The 24,115-nt window shown below is 41.6% G+C and carries 18 protein-coding genes and 1 tRNA gene; 12 read left to right on the top strand and 7 right to left on the bottom strand.

Going from position 1 to position 24,115, the window contains the following annotated elements:
• Window positions 1-59: 59 nt before the first annotated feature.
• Window positions 60-1,319 carry a sensor histidine kinase KdpD gene (locus FTU22_RS13190; protein ID WP_180094874.1) on the bottom strand — a complete coding sequence of 420 codons (1,260 nt, stop codon included), beginning with the start codon at window positions 1,317-1,319 and terminating at the stop codon, window positions 60-62.
• A 1,122-nt stretch (window positions 1,320-2,441) separates the two neighbouring features.
• On the opposite strand from FTU22_RS13190, the gene FTU22_RS13185 reads away from it, so the two are divergent.
• Both FTU22_RS13185 and FTU22_RS13180 read left to right on the top strand, forming a co-directional pair.
• A complete protein-coding gene (locus FTU22_RS13185; RefSeq protein ID WP_180094872.1) occupies window positions 2,442-4,676 on the top strand; it encodes an NADP-dependent isocitrate dehydrogenase in 2,235 nt (744 codons plus the stop codon).
• A 191-nt stretch (window positions 4,677-4,867) separates the two neighbouring features.
• Window positions 4,868-5,167, top strand: a complete 300-nt coding sequence (locus FTU22_RS13180; protein WP_168378735.1) for an HNH endonuclease — start codon at window positions 4,868-4,870, stop codon at window positions 5,165-5,167.
• A 257-nt stretch (window positions 5,168-5,424) separates the two neighbouring features.
• Here the strand turns inward: FTU22_RS13180 and FTU22_RS13175 are convergent.
• Window positions 5,425-5,511, bottom strand: a tRNA-Leu gene (locus FTU22_RS13175).
• Between the two features lie 178 nt (window positions 5,512-5,689).
• On the opposite strand from FTU22_RS13175, the gene queA reads away from it, so the two are divergent.
• From queA to secF, 8 genes are all read left to right on the top strand, one after another.
• On the top strand, window positions 5,690-6,730 hold the full coding sequence (gene queA, locus FTU22_RS13170; protein ID WP_180078731.1) for a tRNA preQ1(34) S-adenosylmethionine ribosyltransferase-isomerase QueA: 1,041 nt from the start codon (window positions 5,690-5,692) through the stop codon (window positions 6,728-6,730).
• 21 nt (window positions 6,731-6,751) lie between these two features.
• Window positions 6,752-7,780: a hypothetical protein gene (locus FTU22_RS13165; RefSeq protein ID WP_180094870.1), complete on the top strand. Its 1,029-nt coding sequence runs from the start codon at window positions 6,752-6,754 to the stop codon at window positions 7,778-7,780.
• Between the two features lie 54 nt (window positions 7,781-7,834).
• Window positions 7,835-8,401, top strand: a complete 567-nt coding sequence (locus FTU22_RS13160) for a LemA family protein (RefSeq protein WP_078191268.1) — start codon at window positions 7,835-7,837, stop codon at window positions 8,399-8,401.
• Window positions 8,402-8,481: 80 nt separating this feature from the next.
• Complete coding sequence (locus FTU22_RS13155; protein WP_180094868.1) at window positions 8,482-9,378, top strand: DUF4303 domain-containing protein; 897 nt, start codon at window positions 8,482-8,484, stop codon at window positions 9,376-9,378.
• 80 nt (window positions 9,379-9,458) lie between these two features.
• A complete protein-coding gene (gene tgt, locus FTU22_RS13150; RefSeq protein WP_078194179.1) occupies window positions 9,459-10,589 on the top strand; it encodes a tRNA guanosine(34) transglycosylase Tgt in 1,131 nt (376 codons plus the stop codon).
• A gap of 106 nt (window positions 10,590-10,695) precedes the next feature.
• Window positions 10,696-11,025, top strand: coding sequence for a preprotein translocase subunit YajC (gene yajC, locus FTU22_RS13145; protein ID WP_078191271.1), 330 nt, complete (start codon window positions 10,696-10,698; stop codon window positions 11,023-11,025).
• A 54-nt stretch (window positions 11,026-11,079) separates the two neighbouring features.
• Complete coding sequence (gene secD, locus FTU22_RS13140; protein WP_180094866.1) at window positions 11,080-12,978, top strand: protein translocase subunit SecD; 1,899 nt, start codon at window positions 11,080-11,082, stop codon at window positions 12,976-12,978.
• A 10-nt stretch (window positions 12,979-12,988) separates the two neighbouring features.
• Window positions 12,989-13,951, top strand: a complete 963-nt coding sequence (secF, locus tag FTU22_RS13135) for a protein translocase subunit SecF (RefSeq protein WP_078194181.1) — start codon at window positions 12,989-12,991, stop codon at window positions 13,949-13,951.
• A 61-nt stretch (window positions 13,952-14,012) separates the two neighbouring features.
• On the opposite strand, the gene FTU22_RS13130 is transcribed toward secF, so the two are convergent.
• From FTU22_RS13130 to cysM, 5 genes are all read right to left on the bottom strand, one after another.
• Window positions 14,013-14,663 carry a hypothetical protein gene (locus tag FTU22_RS13130; protein ID WP_180094864.1) on the bottom strand — a complete coding sequence of 217 codons (651 nt, stop codon included), beginning with the start codon at window positions 14,661-14,663 and terminating at the stop codon, window positions 14,013-14,015.
• An 81-nt stretch (window positions 14,664-14,744) separates the two neighbouring features.
• On the bottom strand, window positions 14,745-17,051 hold the full coding sequence (locus tag FTU22_RS13125; RefSeq protein ID WP_078194183.1) for a bifunctional (p)ppGpp synthetase/guanosine-3',5'-bis(diphosphate) 3'-pyrophosphohydrolase: 2,307 nt from the start codon (window positions 17,049-17,051) through the stop codon (window positions 14,745-14,747).
• A gap of 33 nt (window positions 17,052-17,084) precedes the next feature.
• The gene (gene rlmD, locus FTU22_RS13120) at window positions 17,085-18,473 is read right to left on the bottom strand and encodes a 23S rRNA (uracil(1939)-C(5))-methyltransferase RlmD (protein ID WP_180094862.1); all 1,389 of its coding nucleotides are present in this window, start codon (window positions 18,471-18,473) and stop codon (window positions 17,085-17,087) included.
• A 6-nt stretch (window positions 18,474-18,479) separates the two neighbouring features.
• Window positions 18,480-19,298 carry a 3'-5' exonuclease gene (locus tag FTU22_RS13115; protein WP_180004601.1) on the bottom strand — a complete coding sequence of 273 codons (819 nt, stop codon included), beginning with the start codon at window positions 19,296-19,298 and terminating at the stop codon, window positions 18,480-18,482.
• Between the two features lie 32 nt (window positions 19,299-19,330).
• Window positions 19,331-20,251 carry a cysteine synthase CysM gene (cysM, locus tag FTU22_RS13110; protein ID WP_078191278.1) on the bottom strand — a complete coding sequence of 307 codons (921 nt, stop codon included), beginning with the start codon at window positions 20,249-20,251 and terminating at the stop codon, window positions 19,331-19,333.
• 153 nt (window positions 20,252-20,404) lie between these two features.
• On the opposite strand from cysM, the gene FTU22_RS13105 reads away from it, so the two are divergent.
• Both FTU22_RS13105 and FTU22_RS13100 read left to right on the top strand, forming a co-directional pair.
• On the top strand, window positions 20,405-23,212 hold the full coding sequence (locus tag FTU22_RS13105; RefSeq protein ID WP_180094860.1) for an ATP-binding protein: 2,808 nt from the start codon (window positions 20,405-20,407) through the stop codon (window positions 23,210-23,212).
• Between the two features lie 111 nt (window positions 23,213-23,323).
• On the top strand, window positions 23,324-24,112 hold the full coding sequence (locus FTU22_RS13100) for a crotonase/enoyl-CoA hydratase family protein (protein WP_180039859.1): 789 nt from the start codon (window positions 23,324-23,326) through the stop codon (window positions 24,110-24,112).
• Window positions 24,113-24,115 lie beyond the last annotated feature (3 nt).

Here is a 24,115-nt window from a genome sequence, read left to right as displayed (position 1 = left end):
TATTTTTAGGCTTTTATACCAATAGATGCGCATTAAAGTTCACTTAAGGTCGCATCTTTCTATGCACTGCTGCTCTCGGTACTTAGGGTTTGATGCAGGCTCGTCGCCTGTGGCAACCAGACTTTAAATTGTGTGCCTTCACCTTCTTTCGAATTCACCACAATTTCACCCTGATTTAAGTCCACAAAACGTTTACAAAGGACTAAACCCAACCCCGTACCACGTTCTCCTGCCGTACCTTTAATACTAACCGTCAGTTTTTGCTGAAATAAATCATCAATCTGAGCTTGGGTCATCCCCAATCCAGTATCTTGAATAGTGAATACAACCCGTTCTCCATCTCGATCGGCTGAAATAGTCACCACACCTCTACCATCGGTATGGGTAAATTTCAATGCGTTTGACACCAAGTTTTGCATCACTGATGTGATCATATTGATATCTGCATTGACTTTAATGCCTTCAGGCACGGCATTGATCAGTCGAATATTTTTCTTCACAGCCAAGCTATTTAAGACATCACTTACGATTTTTGCAGACTGATGTAAATCAAAATTAATCGGGTGATAAACAAAGCGACCACCTTCTGCCATGGCCCAGTTTAATAAGCTTTCTAAAAGGTTATACGTCGACTGTGTGGTGTCATATAAATAGTCTGCAATATTTTGAACGCTTGAATCATCTAAGGTATGACGCTCCTGTGCCAAAACTTCAGAAAATCCAAGTAGACCATGAAAAGGTGCTCTTAAATCATGCGCAATAATTTGGAAAAATTTAGTCTTACTAAAATTCAGTGCCGACTGCTGTTCATAGGCTTCTTTTAATTCAGCATTTTCAACGCGAAGCTGAACAATATTGACTAGACTTTGTACAAATTCTTCAACGATCTTTAATTGCTTGGCTTCAAATGCAGTGACTTGATCATCAAATAAAATAACTTTACCAATAGATTCTTGGTCATATTTTAAATCGAAAGCGACTAAACGCTGATGCCCTAATCCAAGTTCTTGCATATAGTCGGAATAAGCTTGGTAATTTTCAGCGTCTCGGTCTATACGAGAATGTTCAGCAAAAAACTGATCGAGACGATCATCATCAGCTTCGGCCATAAATGCCTTAAATATGTGCTCTGACGCATACCATATATAAGGTTCATTTTTAAATGCGAGGACAGCATTATCGACTTGCACAATACCACGCGCGAACTTTAAAAATTCTGCAATGCGGTTGTCGTCCGTATAAACCCCCATCAATAAAGACAAACGACAGGCAGTTAATAATTCGGTTTGTGTACCAATATCCAGTAAACGTAAAGCCATCCCGTTGCTCTCCTCAGGGTTTATCTTAAAGATAAAAACCAACTGTTATGTTCAAGATTAATAGCAAAAATAGCCCAAACACTCAATAACAAAACCCAACAAAAAGACAAACATCATTTACGAATACGCTATTTAATCGAACTTTCATCCAATTAGAAAATAAAAATATCTATAAAGAACATAACATTAAAGGTAAAACAAAATTTAAAACAATAAAATTAGAAACTTAAATTAATTTAAATTTTATTGACTGTTTATTTTAAATCGCACTTTTCGCATTTTATTCAAACTAAAAACATGACCAAAAGAAATATTCATTTACATAAGACCTAAAAAACTGGGTTTAATTTTCTTTAAATACATCACAAAAAATAGTGAGTTTTATGACTATTCTATGACCAGATTACTCATCAGGATGCTCGTTTCAGTCAGCTACACTAAATGAATCTATTATTAATCTTTTCTATTAGACTAATTTATTAGTTTTTATCAGTTGTGTGTGTCATTTGAGCATTAAACCATACTTGCTCGCTTTTACTTTATTAAACTGAGCTAAAGATTCGTTTCATGCTTCTAATGCACATGAACTCATTCACCCAAATGACTGAAGCTGAAAAAGTGCCATGCCTTATTCATCAGATATATAAGTTATCGCATAAACATTCCGCGACCGCTCAAAGTCAAACGGAGCATCAAACTCACGTCGTTCTTTAATAAAGTCCCCAACCCTGACTGATTTTTGAACTTCCGCACCAAATCTACATCTAAAAGTTAAGGCATTCGGTTTGACCTATCAAACGCTTTGCTTTACAACTAAAACTTGAACGAGCCATAAAGAACAGATCAGCCCCAAAAAAATGATATAAATTTAATAGTTCAATAGCTTTAAGCTATGAATAACAAGCTTTCAATATTTCCCTTTTCGGTTTTGCGCTAAAATTGGGCGTCAAACTGCACTTCTTTTGTATCATTTTTCTACGAAATGACCACATCACAGGATCTTGCGTTGACTGAAAAGCAATGAACCCCGATACTTTCATAGTTTTATTTAAGCAAATCGGTTCATAGAGGCGAGCCACAAGCTCGAACCTCAAAGACACAATCTAAAGCAAGGGGCTATATATGGCTGGTGGAAAGTCAACTATCATCTACACACTGACCGACGAGGCGCCATTATTGGCGACTTACTCTCTGCTGCCGATCATTGAAACCTTTACTAAACCTGCTGGCGTTGAAATCGTTAAACGCGATATCTCAGTTGCAGCACGTGTACTCGCTGAATTTTCAGACTATCTAAGCGAAGAACAAAAGGTGCCAAATAACTTGGCAGAGCTTGGACAATTAACCCAAGATCCAAGCACAAACATTATCAAACTTCCGAACATCAGTGCTTCAGTTGGCCAATTAACTGCTTGCATTAAAGAATTACAGTCTAAAGGTTTTGCAATTCCGAACTACCCAGAAAACCCAGCGACTGAGGAAGAAAAAGAAATCAAGGCACGTTATAGCAAATGCCTAGGTTCTGCTGTAAATCCTGTACTTCGTGAAGGTAACTCTGACCGTCGTGCGCCTACTGCAGTAAAAAATTACGCGAAGAAACATCCGCACTCTATGAGCGAATGGAAACAGTGGTCACAAACTCACGTTTCTCACATGGACGAAGGTGACTTCTACCACGGCGAAAAGTCTATGACTTTAGACCGCGCTCGCAATGTAAAAATGGAATTGATCACGAAGTCTGGTGAAACTGTTGTTCTTAAGCCAAAAGTTGCGCTTCAAGAAGGCGAAATCATCGACTCAATGTTCATGAGCAAAAAAGCACTTTGCGACTTCTATGAAAAAGAATTAGATGATTGTAAAGAAGCAGGCATTTTGTTCTCTCTACACGTAAAAGCGACCATGATGAAGGTGTCTCACCCAATCGTTTTCGGTCACTGTGTGAAGATTTACTACAAAGATGCATTCGAAAAACATGGCAAATTGTTTGATGAGTTAGGTATTAACATCAACAACGGTATGTCTGGTCTTTACGAAAAAATTGAAACTCTTCCGACTTCTCTTCGTGAAGAAATCATTGCTGACTTACACGCTTGCCAAGAACACCGTCCCGCACTTGCAATGGTTGATTCTGCAAAAGGTATCACTAACTTCCACTCACCTAATGACGTCATTGTAGATGCTTCTATGCCGGCAATGATCCGTGGTGGCGGTAAAATGTGGGGTGCTGACGGCAAACAGTACGACTGTAAAGCTGTAATGCCTGAATCTACTTTCGCGCGTATCTACCAAGAAATGATCAATTTCTGTAAATGGAATGGTAACTTTGACCCACGCACTATGGGTACAGTTCCTAACGTTGGTCTGATGGCGCAAAAAGCTGAAGAATACGGTTCACACGACAAGACTTTCGAAATTCCTGAAGCAGGTATTGCAAACATCACTGACCTTGAAACAGGTGAAGTGTTGATGTCTCAAAACGTGGAAGAAGGCGACATCTGGCGTATGTGTCAGGTGAAAGACGCTCCGATCCGCGACTGGGTGAAACTTGCAGTAACTCGTGCACGTAACTCTGGCATGCCTGCGATCTTCTGGCTTGACCCATACCGTCCACACGAAAACGAATTGATCAAGAAAGTTCAAACTTACTTGAAAGACCACGACACTACTGGTTTAGACATTCAAATCATGTCTCAAGTACGTGCTATGCGTTATACACTTGAACGTGTTGCTCGTGGCCTAGATACAATTTCTGTAACTGGTAACATCCTACGTGACTACCTAACAGACTTATTCCCGATTATGGAATTGGGTACTTCTGCGAAAATGCTTTCTATCGTGCCTTTAATGGCAGGTGGCGGCATGTACGAAACTGGTGCCGGTGGTTCTGCTCCTAAACACGTACAACAGCTTGTTGAAGAAAACCACTTACGTTGGGATTCTTTAGGTGAGTTCTTGGCACTTGCTGTTTCTCTTGAAGAAATGGGCATCAAAGAAGACAACGCGAAAGCTAAACTTCTTGCAAATACACTTGATGCTGCGACTGGTAAATTGCTTGACAATGACAAGTCTCCATCACGTCGTACTGGCGAACTTGACAACCGTGGCAGCCACTTCTACCTTGCTAAATACTGGGCTGAAGAACTTGCTGCGCAAGACGAAGATGCAGAGCTTAAAGCGAAATTCGCTCCTCTTGCTCAAGCACTTGCTGAAAACGAAGAAAAAATCGTTGCAGAACTTGCTGAAGTTCAAGGTAAAGCCGCGGACATCGGTGGTTACTACGCTGTAGATACAGCAAAAGTAAATGCTGTAATGCGTCCAAGCGCAACTTTAAATGCTGCTCTTGAGGCTGCTCAATAAGTTGATGCTGAACTAATGCAAGTTAGGGATGTAAAAAACCAGCGCGAAAGCGCTGGTTTTTTTATACCCTCATTTATATAGTGTTATGACAACTCTTTCATTTAATGCTTAGATCTAAATTTTATGAATGTGATTTATCAAAGGTTAGGATTTTTCATTCAACTACAGCCCTAAAATAAGGAAAACCTAAAATGGCAAATTCATGGGGAATACCAAAGCACATAGAGGATGCGGTCTCGGAGCGAGACCTGTGCTGTGTATATTGCGGCAAAAAGTTTGGCACTGAAAGAGCCAACAAGAAGTCTTGGGAACACATTATCAACGATATAAGAATTACAACCTTAACCAATATTGCATTGTGCTGTGTTGGCTGCAATGCATCTAAAGGCAATAAAGACTTAGCAACTTGGTTCCACTCTGAGAATGCTCGAAAAAGAGGTGTCAACACTGAGACAATCGCAGATGTCATCAAAGTAGCTTTAGATAGTTAATAAATCTTTTAAATACTACAAGCCCTATAAGACACCCGATCAATCACATTTGATTATTGTATTGATCTAATAATTTAAGCTTAGCATCTGATTCCACCATGAGTACCCAAACAAAATTCAGGTACTCATTTTACGAAGTGACCACCTGAAACGTGGCTAGTGAAATCATTGGAAATTTTCTAGGAATTTTATATAATTCATTACTTTTAGACATAAAAAACCCCAAGTCTTAATAAGCTTGGGGTCTTTTAGAATTTTGGTCCCGAGGGTCGGACTCGAACCGACACATCATCTCTGATAGTGGATTTTGAATCCACCGCGTCTACCAATTTCACCACCTCGGGAAGGTGTTGAAACGTATAATAAACTGTTTCAAAAACTTGTCAACGCATGATGTTCTCATTTGATTAAAAATAAACCGTATAAGAATTTATAGATGGATAATCCATCAATTTCAGCGTTAAAACCCAAAAAAGCTTATACTAAGCCAAATTTCATTATCCCCTTTTCAGATTTCTTAACATGCAACTTTCTGACTTTAACTTCAATCTCCCTGACGAACTCATTGCCCGCTATCCGCTTGAAACACGTAGTGCATCACGCCTACTCCATCTCGACCTCAATGGCGAATATCACGACCATCATTTCACTGACATTCTAGACTTGCTCAATGAAGGTGACTTGTTGGTACTGAACGATACCAAAGTGATGAAAGCCCGCTTGAAAGGCAAACGTGCAACTGGTGGTGCAGTTGAAGTCTTGGTTGAACGTATTCTTGACCCAAAAACCGCACATTGCCACATTAAAGCCAGTAATACGCCTAAAGAAGGGGCAGAATTATTTATTGGTCCAGACGAAGTTAAAGTGACCGTTCAAGGCCGTCATGAAAACTTATTTGTTGTGGAATTTTCACAGCCTATTTTACAAGTTTTAGATTTATACGGCGCATTACCGATTCCGCCTTACTTTAACCGTGAAGCAGAAGCGATTGATACTGAACGTTACCAAACTGTTTTTAACGATCCGACCAAATTGGCTTCAGTTGCAGCACCAACAGCAAGCTTACATTTTGATGAAGCGCTACTCAAAAAATTGGCGGACAAAGGCGTAAATAAAACCTTTGTTACCTTGCATGTGGGTGCAGGTACATTTTTACCCGTGCGCACCAATGACATTGAAAATCACATCATGCACAGTGAGTGGTGTGACGTATCAGAAGAATCTATGGCTTTAATCCGTGAAACAAAAGCACGTGGCAATAAAGTCATTGCTGTTGGCACCACCGCGACTCGTGCGACTGAAAGTGCTGCTCAAGCCAATGGCGGCGAACTCAAGGGTTGGACTGGTGATACACAAATCTTTATCTACCCAGGTTATGAGTTCAAAGTAGTCGATCGTTTAATTACCAACTTCCATTTACCTGAGTCTACCCTGCTCATGTTAGTGTCAGCGTTGTCCAGTCGAGACAATATTTTGAATGCCTATCACCATGCCGTCAAAAGCCAATATCGCTTCTTTAGTTATGGTGATGCAATGTTAATTGATAATATTAACCACAAATAAAATTACGCCGAAATCATCCCTATGCCGATAGATTCTGTAAAGCACTCCATCCATATTCGTCGAAAAAAGAATGCTGTGGTTTTTCAGAATATCGCTCGGCTTTGGGATATAGGCCGAAACGCCAAAACACACCAAGAGCTCCTCGATGGACTGCATCCATGGAATGCTCCCATTACACTCAAATTTGAAAATTTACTCCCCCTAGCTTTAGCCGCACTGGGTATCGGATTCATGCTGTTTATTGTGATTCAGCCCGATCATGGCTGGGCACAGCTCTGCTTTGCTGCGGGGTTGGCCATGGTGTTCTGGGCCTATATCAGCTATGAAAAAGATGATCCGCTCGAAGAAGTTATTGCGTTTTTAGAAACCGAATGCATTGCCAGAAAATACCAATTGGCTTTTAACCGACAGCCTCAATACATTTCGATGCCACTGAATAATCTGCAATTTATTGGCAATCTTAAACGTATGTTCCCCGTGTTTAAGCAAGGCAGCCTTTCGAATGATATTCAGACCTTCGCGAGCACCGTTTGGGAAGATGAAAATCAGCAACAGCATCAAGTCATGGTCTTTCATTATCACTATGTGAATGAACTGAAAGTACGTGACAAAGACGGTGATGAAGTCACGGTGAAAGAAATTCATAAAGACCTGTGGGGCGTATTTGTTTTTGATATTGGCATCCATGGACTAGCCGTATCTGCAACAGGCAAAAACTTTGGCTATCCCTATAGTTTTCCTTGGCACAGCAGCGACATTCAAACCAATCAAAAATTAAAGTTTTATGGCGAGAACCAAATGGAAATCGCTAAATTGCTCAGCCCGGGCTTTGTCCTCCGACTAGCGGATTTTTTTCAAAACCGTGAAGGTGATCTGCTATTTCATCCGAGCCACCGAGTAATGTGCTATCTTGGCTCTACAGATTTATTTAAAGTCAGTAGTAAAGCAAAACGAATTCAGGATGTTTCGGCATTGCGTGGACATCTCAGAACCTTTAAATTAAATGCTTTAGAAAATTTGAAAAACGATTTAACGCAGTTTTTAAAATAGATTTCATACAATAATGTTTTAAATTACGACCTTTTATCTTGAGGATAAAATTTTATGGGGCTTTTGATCTTTGTTTTAATCATCATTGCATTGGTGATTGGTGCAATCATGATTCGCAACAACATTGTCCGACATCACAATGCAACCATTCGTGCATGGTCAGATGTAGCCAGTTATGAACGTCAAAAAATCAAAATTTTAGATGGATTACAGCCTTTGGTGGAGCAATATTCCAATTTTGAACAAGGGACTTTGGCAAAAGTCACTGAACTCCGTCAAAATATTATGAATTTGAACGTAAACAGTACCGATGTCAGCCAATTACAGCGTATCGAAGCCTTAAATCAAGATCTGATGCGCAGTCTGAATGTTGTGGTTGAAAACTATCCTGAGCTCAAAGCCAATGATATTTATCTGAAAATGATGAATGAAATTGAAGAACAAAACGAAAATGTCGGTGCGGCGATTACTATTTTTAACCGCAACGTCGAGTTGTTCAACAACCACATTCAAGTGTTTCCTAACAATATTATTAATACGCTATTGCTGAGTAAAAAAGCGGTTCGCCCTTTCCGCGATCAAGCTGCCAGCCAAAATTTTGATTATCGTCCGAACTTTTAAGTTCGGGCTTTAATGCACAAAAGTAAAAAAATAATGATGAGGTGATCAAGCACCTCCAAAACTAGAAAGAAAAATAAAATATGCAAAATCAAATTAATGCACTGAAAAATGTGCTGATTCAGGCGTTTTTCAAACTCTATGAGCAGCACCAAGACGACCATATTTACGCATGTACGTTGGTGTTCAATCCCTATTTGTCCATGGACTATATCGCAGTCTCTACGCAGCGTAGTATTTTTGCCGAAGATGAAGATTCTGCTCAATATCTTGCAGTGCATGATCGATGGAATGTGTCGAAATGGCGCTATCGTAGCCTACCGGCTTTAAGTCAAGACTTGGCGCAGTTTAAACTGACATCTGTAAATGAAGTGGGCCATTTAAACCTTGATCCATCTTCTATAAAAAGTACGATAAAGTCTGAATCGGCTAACCATCTTTCAATCTTGCTCAATGCTATACAACAAACAAAATTCGACTTGGTTCAGTCCTACGGCATAGAACTGGACAATATTCTGTTTTTTATCACGGTCCAGACACAGCCCGAAATAGAAATTTATTCAGCTCAGGTTTTAAATCCTCCAAGTACACAACTTGACGATTTTCTCAAATCCAAACAACCCCTCAAGCTCGACAGCTTACACAAGCGTATGAAGCTGTCTCAGTATGATAAAGACCTGCTGATTGATTTAGCTCAAATCGTTGAAATACAACCTTATAACTATTTACATGTTGCCAATGAAATCTATCTCTTAAGCTTAGAAAAAAGTTATGCAACCACGAATCCCTATATTCAAAAGCTCATTGACAGTATCGTAGCCATGACATCGGACCCGAAAGGCACATTTGCGATGGAAAAAGAAGAAATTTTGCAGCGAATTAACCAGTTCTATTTTAATGCCAAGAGTTCAGATGAAACCTTGTCACAAGATGCAATCTATAAATTTACAGACTTAACACCCGACAAAGCTAGCGTTTAACCGCAGAATCAAGGAAAATAGAGCACTTTTAGCACTCTTACCATCAGCGAACTGTTTTTTCGCCTTGATCTGGACCTTGTATGAAGTTTGAAAAATTGGCGCAATCGGGCCGTGCTCGTCGCGGCCGTTTAACCCTTGAACATGGTGTTGTTGAAACACCTATGTTCATGCCTGTCGGTACTTACGGTACTGTAAAAGGCATGCTCCCACGTGACATTAAAGAAATTAAATCCCAAGTTATTTTGGGCAATACCTTCCATTTATATCTACGTCCAGGCCTAGATGTTATTCGTGAACATGGTGGCTTACACCAATTCATGAAATGGAATAACCCGATTTTGACAGATTCAGGTGGTTTCCAAGTCTTCAGCCTTGGCGCTATGCGCAAAATTAAAGAAGAGGGCGTGACTTTCCGCTCTCCGATTGATGGCTCTAAAGTCTTTTTATCTCCTGAAATTTCGATGGATATTCAGCACACGCTGAATTCAGACATCGTGATGATTTTTGATGAATGTACGCCTTATCCTGCGACACATGAAGAAGCGCAAAAATCATTGCAGCTTTCATTACGTTGGGCGAAACGTTGTAAGACTCAACATCATGACGTGCTGAAAAACCGTAATGCACTATTTGGTATTATCCAAGGCGGCATGTATGAAGATTTACGTGATGAATCTTTAAATGGTCTGAAAGAAATTGATTTTGATGGTTATGCCATTGGCGGCTTGTCTGTTGGCGAACCAAAAGAAGAAATGATCAAAGTATTGGATTATCTTCCAGAGAAAATGCCTGCAGATAAACCACGTTACTTGATGGGTGTCGGTAAACCAGAAGATATCGTAGAAGCAGTTCGTCGCGGTGTCGATATGTTTGACTGTGTGATGCCAACACGAAATGCACGTAATGGTCATTATTTTGTGACTGATGGTTTAGTGCGTATTCGCAATGCCAAATATCGTCATGATCAAAGTCCGCTTGACCCACATTGCGACTGTTATACATGTACAAACTTCACCAAATCTTATCTCTTCCATCTTGAGAAATGCGGCGAAATGCTCGGTTCAATGCTCGGTACTATTCATAACTTACGTTATTACCTGCGTCTGACTGAAGCGATGCGTGATGCTCTCGATCATGGCACTTTTGATGAGTTTGTTGAAGACTTTTATCGTCGTCGCGGCATGGAAGTACCACCTTGTCCTCAAGATTAATTCTTTCAGTATTTGCGCTGAAGAAAAAGACAAGGTAAATTGCTGAACAAGTCCAATTTATTTATCAAAGTATTGATAACCAGTTTTTTTAGTTTAGGAAAATGAAATGAGCCTTTTTATTTCTACTGCTCACGCGGCAGGTGAAGCTGCACAGCAACCAAGCATGATGGCAAACCTGTTGATGATTGCGGTATTTGTCGCAATCTTCTACTTCTTGATCTGGCGCCCTCAATCAAAACGTGCAAAAGAACATCGTGCACTAATTGAAAGCCTAGGTGTTGGTAGTGAAGTTGTTTTTGCGGGCGGTTTAATGGGTAAAATCACAAAAATCGAAGGTGATTTTGCAGTTGTTGAACTGAACCGTGGCGTAGAAGTAAAAGTACAACGCGCAAGTGTGATTTCAGTTCTGCCTGAAGGCACTCTAAATAACCTTTAATCAAAAAATAAGTCGTGCACCCGCACGGCTTTTTTCATTTTAAGAAGAAAACGAATGCGTTACCCAGCATGGAAATATCTACTGATTCTAGTGGTACTAGTCATCAGTACATTATATGCCCTGCCAAGTTTGTATCCTGATGAACCTGCTGTTCAAATTTCAGGTGCCAAAGCCGGTACCCAGATTGACCAAAGCATCGTACAAAAAGCAGAGCAGATTTTAAAATCTGAAAATATTGCCAGCCATGACAATAGCTTCACCAATAATGCCGCTTTATTACGTGTTGATTCGAGCGAACAACAATTAAAAGCGAAAGAAGCACTGCGTCGTGGGCTCGGTGAAAATTATGTCGTCGCACTGAACCTTGCGCCTACTACGCCAGAATGGCTACAAAAAATTGGTGCTAAACCAATGAAGCTAGGTCTGGATTTACGTGGTGGTGTACATTTCCTACTTGAAGTGGATATGGATAAAGCCATTTCACAACGTATGGAAACGTCTGCGGCTGACTTACGTCGCCAACTTCGCGACAATAAATTAAAATTCAATAGCTTATCTTTGAACAACAACACCATTACGATGCAATTTGCAAATAATGATGATCGTTCTGCAGCTATGGATTTCCTTCGTCGTAACGGCAATGAATATACTCAACAAGCGGTTGCAACAACTGAAGGTTCGACTCTTCGTCTAAGCTACACAGATACACGTAAACAAGAAATTCAGTCTTATGCTGTAAACCAAAACTTAACAACTTTACGTAACCGTATTAACGAGTTAGGTGTAGCGGAAGCATTGGTGCAAACTCAAGGTAGCAACCGTATTGTGGTTGAATTACCGGGTGTACAAGATACTGCTGAAGCAAAACGTGTACTTGGTCGTACTGCAAACCTTGAGTTCCGCTTGGTTTCTGACTTAAATGATCAATATATCGATCCTTACACAGGACAAGCAAAAGGCTCATTACCGCCAGGTACAGAAGCATTTGCTTATGAATCTTTGGACAGCGGTCGTCAATTATTGCTTAACCGTAACCGTATCTTAACAGGTGAACGTGTACAAAATGCGTCATCAGGCTTTAGCCAAGATACAGGTGGTGCTGAAGTAAATATTACGTTGGATACTGCGGGCGGTAAGTTGATGTCTGAAGCCACTCGTAATGCTGTAGGCAAACGAATGGCTGTTCTGTTCATCGAGAACAAACAAAAAATTAGTTATATTGCAGATCCTACAACAGGCACACAAACTGAAGTTCGTACACCTTATACCGAATCTGTGGTCATCAATGCGGCAACGATTCAAGCCGTATTGGGTTCTCAGTTCCGTATTACTGGTCTGGATTCACCTCAAGAAGCGTCTGAACTTGCATTGATGCTACGTGCAGGTGCATTGGCAGCGCCAATGTACTTCGTGGAAGAACGTGTGATTGGTCCGAGTCTCGGTCAAGAAAACATCGACAAAGGCGTATTATCAACTCAAATCGGTTTCTTATTGGTTGCGATTTGGATGGTGGTCTTCTTCCGTGTGTTCGGTTTGATTGCCAACTTTGCTCTCGTGGTTAACCTTGCCATGATTTTAACCATCATGTCTTGGATTGGCGCGTCCCTCACCCTTCCGGGTATTGCAGGTATCGTGATTACCATTGGTATGGCGGTCGACGCCAACGTACTGATCTGTGAGCGGATACGAGAAGAAATTAAATGGGGTGCCTCGCCGAAACAGGCGATTGTTGCGGGTTATGATCGTGCGTATAACACCATCTTTGACTCCAACTTAACCACATTCTTGGTTGCTTTCATTCTGTTTGCAATTGGTACAGGCCCGATTAAAGGCTTCGCGGTTACCCTAATGATTGGTATTGTGTGCTCGATGTTCACAGCGATTACCGTGACACGTGCAATCGTACAAATCATTTATGGTAAAAAACGTAACCTGAAGAAGTTGAGCATTTAGGAGATCGAAGATGACTGAAAATACTCAACCGAAACAATACGGCCGTCCGGACAACGAGCGCATTATTCCGTTTATGAAGATTGCCAAACCGGCAGCCTTTATATCGATTATTTTAACGCTCGCAAGTATCTTTTTTATTTGCACCAAAGGTCTAAACCTCGGTTTGGACTTTACTGGCGGTGTGGCAGCAGAGTTGAACTATAGTCAACCAGTAAAATCTACCGATGTGAGCTCAGCGCTGACAAAAGCTGGTTTTAAAGATCCTGTAGTACAAACCTTAGGATCTGACCGCGACCTGATGGTTCGTATGCCAGTTCAAAAAGACATTGAAGCTGAAGACTTAACCAAAGCCATTACGACTGCCGCTCAATTGCCGAGCAATAAAGCAGAAGTGCATAAAGTCGATGTGGTGGGTGGTCAAGTCGGTAATGAACTCTACGTGCGTTCTGCTGGCGCTGTAGGTCTTGCCCTACTGCTCATGCTGGTTTATGTCACTATTCGCTTTGAATTCAAACTTGCGATGGGTGCTGTACTGTCTTTATTCCACGATATCGTGGTGACCATTGGTATCTTTGCCATGATGCAGTGGCCGTTTGACTTAACAGTTTTGGCTGCGCTACTCGCAATTATCGGTTTCTCGCTCAACGATAACATCGTTGTATCTGACCGTATTCGTGAAAACTTCCGTAAGATTCGCGGTGCTGAACCTCTTGAAGTTGTGAACAGTGCTTTGACTGAAACACTTCGCCGTACCATTCACACCTCTATGACACTGTTACTGGTTGTTGTGGCGATGATGGTACTGGGCGGTGATGGTCTGAAATGGTTCTCTGTTGCAATGTTTGTTGGTGTATTTGTGGGTACATATTCATCAATCTACATTGGTACAGCCTTCGCGTTATGGCGTGGCCTGAACCGTCAAGACTTCATTGTACAAGTGAAGCCTGAATTTGAAGAAGAAGAGATTCCTTAAGCTTTTCAACTTATAGTTCAGATCAAAACCCATCTTCGGATGGGTTTTTTATGCGACTACCTTAAATAAATGAGCTAGGCAAAATCGCAATAATAGGATGTAACTTTTTAATATCGGATTGCAGGAATTCTACCTGTCGTTTTTGGTCTAGACTTGCAAATTGCCATGTATCATCTGTTTGCTGTATCACGTTTAAAATAAGATTTAAGCCATTTCGCAAATAGACACAGGCTACATCCGATCTCTCCACCCCTCGCCGTTCATCACAGACAACAAGCCAACCCTCTTGTAATATAGGTGCATAATACGACGCTGTGATGCGAATGAAATACAGGTTTTGAGTGTTTTTAAATAATGCTGAATATTGAGATGAATCATTTGAAATCAGTTTTAACGAAAATGCCTGTGTCTCAACTACCTGCATTTCAAAAAGGACTAAGTTTGGTTGCTCTGTAGTACTTTTGGCTTGTTCTATAAATTGAACTTCATGATCCAAACTTCCCTTTATGAGTTCCAATTGTGTCTCTAACTCACGTGCAAATTTCTCTCCAATCTGCCGATGACTATTTAATAATTGGGAAATTAAAGGAACTGATAAGCCAAAATGTTCACATACGGCTTTACCATTTTTAAAAGGGCCAATTGACACCCAATGATCGATAGCTCGTGTTAAATTCTGTCGACGCTTTTCAAAAAGCTCTGAAGGCAGCATAAGCACTCAATTTTATAATTTCTCTCCCCCAATATAATAAAAAAACCCGCATGCAGCGGGTTTTTTTATACAGCTTTATTTTTAGCTACCTTGTACCAAGCGACGTGCGCTGATAATGCCCGGTTGTTGCTCTAGACGTGCCAACAGTTTCGACAACTGCGCCAAGCCTTTCACTTCAATCAATAGCTTCATATTGGCAATACCATCACTCTCGGAAATGGTATTCACCTGACGAATATTGATTTGGTCTGAGAAAATCACCTGAGTCAGATCTTTAAGCAAACCACGACGGTCATAAGCTTCCACCACGATTTGCACACTTTGACCACGAGTTGGCTGCATTTCCCAATCCGCTTCAACCGCACGTTCAGGCTCTTGCCCAATCATACGGATATAATCCGGACATGCGACCTTATGGATACTTACGCCACGATTCAGGGTGATATAACCAGCAATCGATTCACCATGCACAGGCTGACAACACTGAGCAATGTGTAGTTCTACATTGTCCAAACCATCAATCAAAATACCATGCGCCGAAAGCGTATGACTTGCACGTGGGTTCAAGGTTGGTTTTAACACCAGTTCAGGCTCATCCTGATCGAGGTGCATATGACGGTTAACCTGATTGATTAAAGCATGCAAGCTAATGTCACCACTCACCAAGCCAATCAATATATCTTCACCCAATTTCACATTAAAATGATTGCAGTAATCATTCAAATCGATACTTTTCGGGTGAATCGCCAAACGTGACAATTCTTTATTCAGAATCTCACGTCCCACTTCCAAGTTTTTACTACGGTCTTGCTGACGGAACCAATGACGCAACTTATCACGTGCACGAGCCGTCTTGATATAACCCAGCGAGTTTACCAACCAATCTCGGTTAGGTTCACGATCTTTCTTGGTTAAAATCTCGACCTGTTCCCCAGTTTTTAGGGTATAGGTTAAAGGTACATAACGTTGGTTCACCCGTGCTGCATAGCACTTGTTGCCCACTTCAGTATGCACATGATAGGCAAAGTCAAGCACGGTCGAACCGCGTGGTAATTCTTTGATATCACCATCACGACTGAACACATAGATTTTCTCAAAATCTTCAAACTCTTGGATTTGTTCGAAGTTTTCAGAAGCCTCATCTTCTTTATGGGCGCTGGCATCATTTCGTTCTTGATAATGTTCAAGCACTGCACGTAAAGAATGTAAGCGATGATTAAATGAATAATCTGTGGTTTTAGAACCTTCTTTATAGTTAAAGTGCGAACACACCCCGAGCTCAGCTTCTTCGTGCATATTATGCGTACGAATTTGCACTTCTAAAGATTTGTTCTCTGCAATCACGGCCGTGTGCAGTGAGCGATAACCATTGGCTTTCGGGTTAGTAATATAATCATCGAACTGATGCGGAATATGACGCCAAATCTGATGAACGATCCCCAGTGTGTGATAACACTCAGGTACATTATCCACCAAAACGCGAACCGCTCGAATGTCATAAAGCTGATCAAAGCTCAGGTTCTTACTCTTCATTTTTCGATAAATCGAATAAATGTGTTTCACCCGACCATTAATCTCGGCCTCAATGCCATGATCTAATAGTTCTTTACGCAACTTTTCTGTCACGAACTGAATATATTGCTCACGCTCTAAACGTTTTTCATTCAGTAAAGAGGCAATTTCTTTATAGCGTTCAGGTGCTAGATAACGGAAAGCAAGATCTTCAAGCTCCCACTTGAGCTGTGCAATCCCTAAACGGTGCGCGAGCGGCGAGTAAATAGTTAAAATTTCTCGTGCGACACGCTCTTGACGCTCTTTGGTTGAGTGCGCCAACTCACGTAATGCATAGGTACGTTCAGAAAGTTTGATTAATACAACACGAACATCTTCGGTCACCGAAATCAGCATTTTATAAATGCCGGTCAAATGTTCACGCTGATTATTATTAAAATGATCTTCTAGACGTTTATTTTGCTCGATCAGGTCAGACAACTTACCCATGGCAAGCGTGCCTTTCACCAAAGCATGCACTTGATCGCCAAATTTGCTTTGGACTTCTTCTAAACTGGTTACGCCTTCACGAACACTTCGATACAGCATGGCTGCTGATAACGTATCTTCATCCGCATACAGATGGGCAAGAATATCCGCCATTTCAATACCCGTATAGAAGGTATTTGAGCGATGGTTGACCGTTGTTTCAAGTTCATTCTGTAAGGTCAGATGGGCAACTTCTTCGAGTTGCTTGAGAGGAGCCCCGTCAAACATGCCACTCACACGCTCTAGCCATTCAGCTAAATCATGCTGTGCTTGCTCGGCATGTTCTACAGTCGTTTCCTGAGACAGCTCATTGAGACGTCCAGGTAATTGTTCACGTACTGTGACCATACCCTACTCCTAGTTTTCTACGCTTCATAACTTTTAATCGTTTATCTGATTTTCTTTTTCGAACAAAGCAATCGATTCGACATGCCCTGTATGGGTAAACATGTCCATGACACCCGCTTTTTTCAAACGGTAGCCTTGTTGTACCAGCATTCCAGCATCGCGTGCTAGTGTTGCAGGATTACATGACACATAAACGATTCTTTTTGCACCAAATTTGGGCACATAACGCATTATTTCTTCTGCACCAGAACGTGGTGGGTCTATCAATAATGCATCAAATCCTTGTTTTGCCCAAGAATGATGCGAAAAATCTTTTGTTAAATCTTGTGAATAAAATTTCAGTTGCGAAAGGCCATTGTTTTGTGCATTTTCTGCACCACGCTGAACCATTTCTTCACTCCCTTCAACTGCAACGACTTGACCCGTTGAACCCACACATTGAGCAAGTGGTAAAGAAAAGTTTCCTAAACCACAAAACAGATCTAGAACTCGCTCACCTTGTTGTAACTGAAGCAATTCACATGCCAGTTTCACCATTTGCGGATTAATCGTGGAATTCACTTGCGTGAAGTCCTGAGGATTAAAGCCAAATTCCACACCAAAGTCACTTAGACCATAGTGCAGACGCATCGGTGCATCGGGATAATCCACGCGATGTAAGCTATCTGGCCCTTCAGGTTGTAAGTACAGTTGCCACTCTTTATGTAACGCAAATTTTACTAATTGGTTGACATCTTCCGCGCAAAGTTCCGCCGTATGACGAATCAGGAGAGCAATTTCTTGATCTCCCATGGCCAGTTCCATATGCCCAATATCTGCTTTACCTTGCAGACTTTGTAACAATTGTTTGAGTGTGGTGATGGAGCCAAACTCACGATCCAACACCATACAACGGTCAATCGAAGTCAGTTTATTTGACTGGCTTTCACGAAAGCCGACCACGAGCTTATCTTTTGCAGGTAAGTAACGCACACCGATACGCGCTTTACGACGGTAATCTTCACGCAATGAACGTAAAGGAGCTAACCATTGATCAGGTTGTATCCCAGCAAAATGTTGCAAATGTGATTGTAAAACATCTTGTTTTAAACGAATTTGCTCGTCGGGATGAATATGCTGCATGCTACAACCACCACAGACCCCATAATGTGGACAGGCAGGTTTTACCCGTAGAGACGACTCTTCACTCAGCAATTCCAGACTGTCTGCTTCTTCGAGACGCTTAACAACATTGGTAATACGCGCACGCACTGTTTCACCCGGCAAGGCATAACGGATAAAGACTTTCTTACCGTGTTTTTCTGCAGGATGATCTGGATGCGTGCCAAAATGCGCTATGCCTCGCCCCTCATGTGAAAGCGATTCAACCTGAAATGTATAAATGGGTTGTTGGGCTTCTTGGGGTTTGGCTTTGTGTTTCATGCGTACCTAATGTGTGGAAGATGGGAAATCAGATTGGGTGAATTCGGTACGTTGCGAGGTTTGCTGCCATACCGATAAAAAGTCAGCGTGTTGCGGCTGAGTCTGTAAATATTGAATCGTACTTTGAATCAGGTGCTGATGATCATTCAACAATAACTGTCCTTTCAACAACAGCCAGCGTAAATAAATCAACCATGTATTGAGCACATCGCCTTCACAGTAGCTGGTCAGTTCCATCCACTGTTGTTCACGTACATATTCAGGCACATGGTAGCCACCATCACCACGTTTACCGGGGAAACCAAGTAAATGTGCTGCATCGTCGAGCTTTTGAAAATGACGACCATGGAACATGGCCATGACATCCATCAAATCTACATGTCGATGATGATAACGATTCTGGTAGTTATTATAGCGCTTTTGCGTATCAATCTCGCCCTGATCGAACAAACTTGGTGCAGATAGTCCGTGATACATGGCACGGAACAAAATTACAGGCAAATCAAACTGCGAACCGTTCCAACTGACCAAGGTCGGATGACGCTTTTCAAAAATAGAAACGAATTTTTTTAAAATTTCAGCTTCGCTATTGTCTTCACGGCTAAATGAAAACAACTTCATGCCCTTTTCATCAATCCATAGGCCAGAGATACAGACAATTTCATGCAAGGCCAAACGCTGAAAATCCGTGCCCGCCTCTTGGCGACGCAGTTTAGTCAGCGCTGCATCTAAATCCACCTCAGGCAGATCCAGTCCATACAAATGCGCACCTGACTTCAAATCTGTCAGTGTTTCGATATCAAAAATTAAAACAGGTAAACGCATAAGTACTCACCAGTGCCGATCGGCTACTGTAATTATTCAGGATCAACAACAGAGAATAGACCAGTCGACAAGTAACGGTCACCACGGTCACACACGATGCAAACAATCACGGCATCCGGATTTTCTTCAGCCAATTTAACTGAAGCCCATACCGCACCACCCGATGAGGTGCCCGCACTTATACCTTCTGTACGTGCTAAACGACGAGCTGTTTTTTCCGCTTCAATTTGCGGAATATCCATAATACGGTCAACGCGTGAAGGATCAAAAATCGTAGGAAGATATTCTTGTGGCCAACGGCGAATACCAGCAATGTTTGAGCCTTCAGACGGTTGTAAACCAACAATTTGAATATCCGGATTTTGTTCTTTTAAATATTTCGAAATCCCCATAATGGTCCCGGTGGTTCCCATTGAGCTGACGAAATGTGTAATTTTACCGCCTGTTTGTTTCCAAATCTCAGGCCCCGTAGTGAGGTAATGTGCTTCCACATTGTCCGGGTTACCAAACTGGTTTAGGACTAAACCTTTGCCGTCTTTTTCCATTTGAAGGGCAAGGTCACGTGCTTCTTCCATGTTTTCAGATTCGATCAGTTCAGCACCGTAGGCACGCATGGCATCTTTACGCTCTTGGCTAGAACTTGCAGGCATGATCAAGGTCATTTTATAGCCACGCATTGCTGCAACCATAGCTAAAGCAATCCCTGTGTTTCCGCTCGTCGCTTCAATCAACGTATCACCCGGTTTAATCTGACCACGCTTTTCCGCTTGCATAATCATGTTATATGCAGGGCGATCTTTGACCGAACCCGCTGGGTTATTGCCTTCTAACTTGGCTAATACTGTTGCTTGAGTATGACTTGCCAGACGCTGTAAACGCACTAACGGCGTGTTGCCGACGTAATGGTCTAATAAAAAATCGTCTGCTTGAAAATCAGGGGTTGTATTACTCATTATTCACACCTATATCGAGGTGCGCCTATTGTATGAAAAAATGCCTTTGCCTGCACCCATTTGCCTCGCTTTTTCGCGAAAGTGATTAAAGCACAATCAGTTTTAAATAATCCATGCTAATATTCGGGGCATAAGGAATAAACTGCTTAAACCATGTCAAATATCAACAAAAAGCTTTTTAAACGCCTACACTTAAATCATGCCTATGGTCAGTTGATTGCACTTATTTTCGTGCCGATCACCATTTTGGCTTGTGTCGGTGCGATGTTGGTAATAACAGAAACCTCCAATGCAGCCAAAGCACAACAAAAACAAATGGCTGTCGCGATTCTGACACGCTATCAACCCACGTCAGAATCTGCGATTGATTTGCTGAATCATTACCCTTGGCAGTTTGATCAAGCTCGTAATGCCATGCAAAGCATGTTGAACGAAAAACATTTGATTCGTGCCGCGATTTTAGATCTTAAAGGCAACAACCGCCTGAGCATCGGCTTTCAAGATCAAGATATTTGGCCTGCTTTTGACAGTAAAGCATCTTTTATTGGACCGATTGCACATCAGGGTAACCATATTTATGCCCTGAAAATTTCAGATTCAACTCAGACCCCAGCATGGTTAAGCATTGAACTGGACAATCAACCGCTGCAAATTGCCCGCTATCGCGTGTTAATTGTGTTGATTGCAACAGGTTTATTGACACTCTTATTACTTTTGCTGTGTTTGAATTTTTATTCACGTCGTTGGATCGCACCAATGTACGAAATTCGCATGCAGTTACAACGTTTAAATGCCGACACTCTAGATCAGCACATGATCATTAACAGTACTGGAGAACTCCGGTTATTACAGCGTGATATAGCCAATGTGGTTAAACGCTTACATTTCAGTTTCTTAGAGCTACGTGAACATACCGAACAAACGGAAGATGACTTAAGACGCACGCTTGATACTTTAGAAGTACAAAATATTACCTACCGTCAAGCACGTGACCAAGCAATTCAAGCCAACCAATCAAAATCAGTGTTTTTGGCCAATATTTCCCATGAACTGCGCACACCGCTGAACAGTATTGATGGCTTTATTCATCTTTTACTGCGCCAAGGCAACCTCAGTAATGAACAAAATTTATATCTACAAACGATTCGTAAATCTTCTGCGCATTTATTGGCTTTAATTAATGACGTGCTTGATTTCTCGAAAATCGATGCAGGCAAACTAGAACTCGAAACTGCGCAATTCGACTTAGAAGAAGCCGTCTTTGATGTGATGGATATGTTGTCGCCATTGGCAGCACAAAAACACATCGATATGACCTTCTACTATGCGGACAATGTGCCGAAATTTGTGGTTGGTGATGTCCTACGCTTCAAGCAAATTTTGACCAACTTAATTTCAAATGCAATTAAATTCACTCCAGATGGTGAAATTATTGTCCGTGTCCGTATGGAGCATGATGACATCGGTCAATGTCTGCTGCACTTTAGTGTGCAAGACAGTGGTATCGGCCTAAGCGGTACCGATCGTAAGAAACTGTTTGAATCCTTCTCGCAAGGTGATGCATCTGTTACCCGTCAATTTGGTGGTACAGGTTTAGGTCTTGCCATCTCCAAACAATTGGTCAGCCTGATGCATGGACAAATTGGTTTTGAAGATAACCAAGAACGTGCCCCAACGGAAAAAGGTTCAACCTTCTGGTTTACTGCGCGCTTTGTGGTCGATGAAGAAATTGAAATTGTGCATCCACAATTTAGCAATCTACAAGTCGTTTCCTACTTAGCACATCCAGCAACCGCCAATGTCCTGCGTCATTACTTAGAAAATTATGATGTTGAACATATTGAAACGCAGTCGATCCTTGATTTATTTAGTCGACTCAATCAGCTAAAAACCAATGAAAATACCTGGTTGATCGTCGATCACAGTGGTGACTCCGAAGCCTTACTGAAAGAAATTCGTCATCGTTATAGCGGTAACTTAGCAGTTTATGGCTACCAAATGATGCTCGATCCAAACATGTTGAACGAGTACCGTGCACGTCCATTGCATCAACCGCTCAGCCGTACAGCGCTGATTCAGTTGTTGAGTAATGAGCCGTGGTTTGATCAGGAGCAACATGAAGAATTTAATGGTCAAGGTCTGCATATTTTGGCAGTCGACGACCATTTACCAAACCTGATTGTGCTTGAAGCCCTGCTCTCTGAGTTGAATGTGAAAACCACCAAGGCTTTGAGTGGACAAGAAGCCATTGAAATCATTCAAGCTCGCCAAGAGCAAGGTTTGACAGCTTTTGACCTCATCTTTATGGATATTCAAATGCCAGTGATGTCAGGTGTCGATACCACGCGTGCCATTCGTTCACTTGAGTCGACTTTTGAAAATCATAAGCGCCTTCCGATTATCGCTTTGACGGCACATGCGCTCTCTGATGAAAAACAAAAGCTTCTGCAAAGTGGTATGGATGACTATGTCACCAAGCCCATTCAAATGGATCAAATTATTCAAATCTTGACCCAGTGGACTACCGATAACTTTAAGAAAGTGCCGGTTTTAGAGCGCAGTTCGGTGATTGAAGCCCTAGAGCCAAGTATTTTAGATTGGCAGCAAAGCTTGCAGTTGGCCGCGAATAAAGAAGATCTTGCAGTCGATTTACTGAAAATGCTCGTCGATAGCTTTGAGCAAGAAATCCATGAAATGGCACAGCTCATCGAAGATGAAGATTTTCCACAATTAGAGCATGTACTACATCGGCTTTATGGCGCAACCCGCTATGTGGGCGCTCCAACCCTCCAAGAGGTTTCAGGTCAATTTGAGCAATTTGTTTCGACTTTACGTAAGGAACGCCGTAAAGCAGATGACGCTTTTGTCCAAGAAACCCTGAACCGTTTTGATGAGTTAAAAAATGTCATGGCGCAAGTTGAACACGCAGCTCAACAAATCTTAGCCAAACAAAATAATTAAGCGCAGTCCGACTAAAGTCAGTGCCGTCTAGCTTCTGTTGTGACTGCACTGTCATGTATCCTGTCAGGGTGCATGCTATGCTCGGGCGCAGAAACAACAAGAGTAATTACCATGGCTTTATTACGTGTAGAAAAAAATAATGGCATTGCAACGGTTTACTTAAACCGTCCAGAAAAACGTAATGCAATGAGCTTTGCATTGCTCAAAGAATTGGTCAGCACCGCTGAAAAATTAAAAAAAGATCGTAGCTTACGCTGTGTCATTTTAACGGGTGAAGCCAATGTATTTAGTGCTGGCATTGATTTGGCTGACCTAAATGATCCGAAAAATCGTGCCTACGCCGCATGGGAACTATTAAAACCCGGTCAAAGTTTATTTCAAAAAGCCTTCCTGATTTGGCAACAGCTTCCTGTGCCGGTGATTGCTGCACTTGAAGGCTTTTGCTTTGGTGCAGGCATGCAACTTGCCTTGGCTGCCGATATCCGTATTGCCCACCCGAAAACGCAAATGTCGATTATGGAAAGTCGTTGGGGCTTAGTTCCTGATATGGGCTTAACTCGCTCACTCAAAGGTGTGATAGGACTGGATTTAGCCAAAGAATTAACCTTAACAGCACGTATTTTTGACGCAGAATATGCCAAGGAAATTGGATTGGTGACACATTTAAATGAACAGCCTTTGCTTCAAGCGCAGCAGTTAGCCGAAGAATTATCACAACGTTCACCAGATGCCTTGGCAGCGGCAAAACAAGTACTAGATGCCATGGAACATAGTCCAAAACGTTCTTTACGCTTAGAAAAAATCTGGCAATTTAAATTACTGCTCGGCAAAAACAGCCAATTGGCACGTAAAAAAGACAAGAACCCAGAGGTTCAGTTTTTACCACGCCAATATAAGTAAAAT

The sequence above is a fragment of the Acinetobacter sp. YH12076 genome, assembly GCF_013419525.1.
GTDB classification, from domain to species: domain Bacteria; phylum Pseudomonadota; class Gammaproteobacteria; order Pseudomonadales; family Moraxellaceae; genus Acinetobacter; species Acinetobacter amyesii.
The sequence above is the reverse complement of the archived record's forward strand: the minus strand, read 5'-3'. Positions and strand labels throughout refer to the sequence as shown.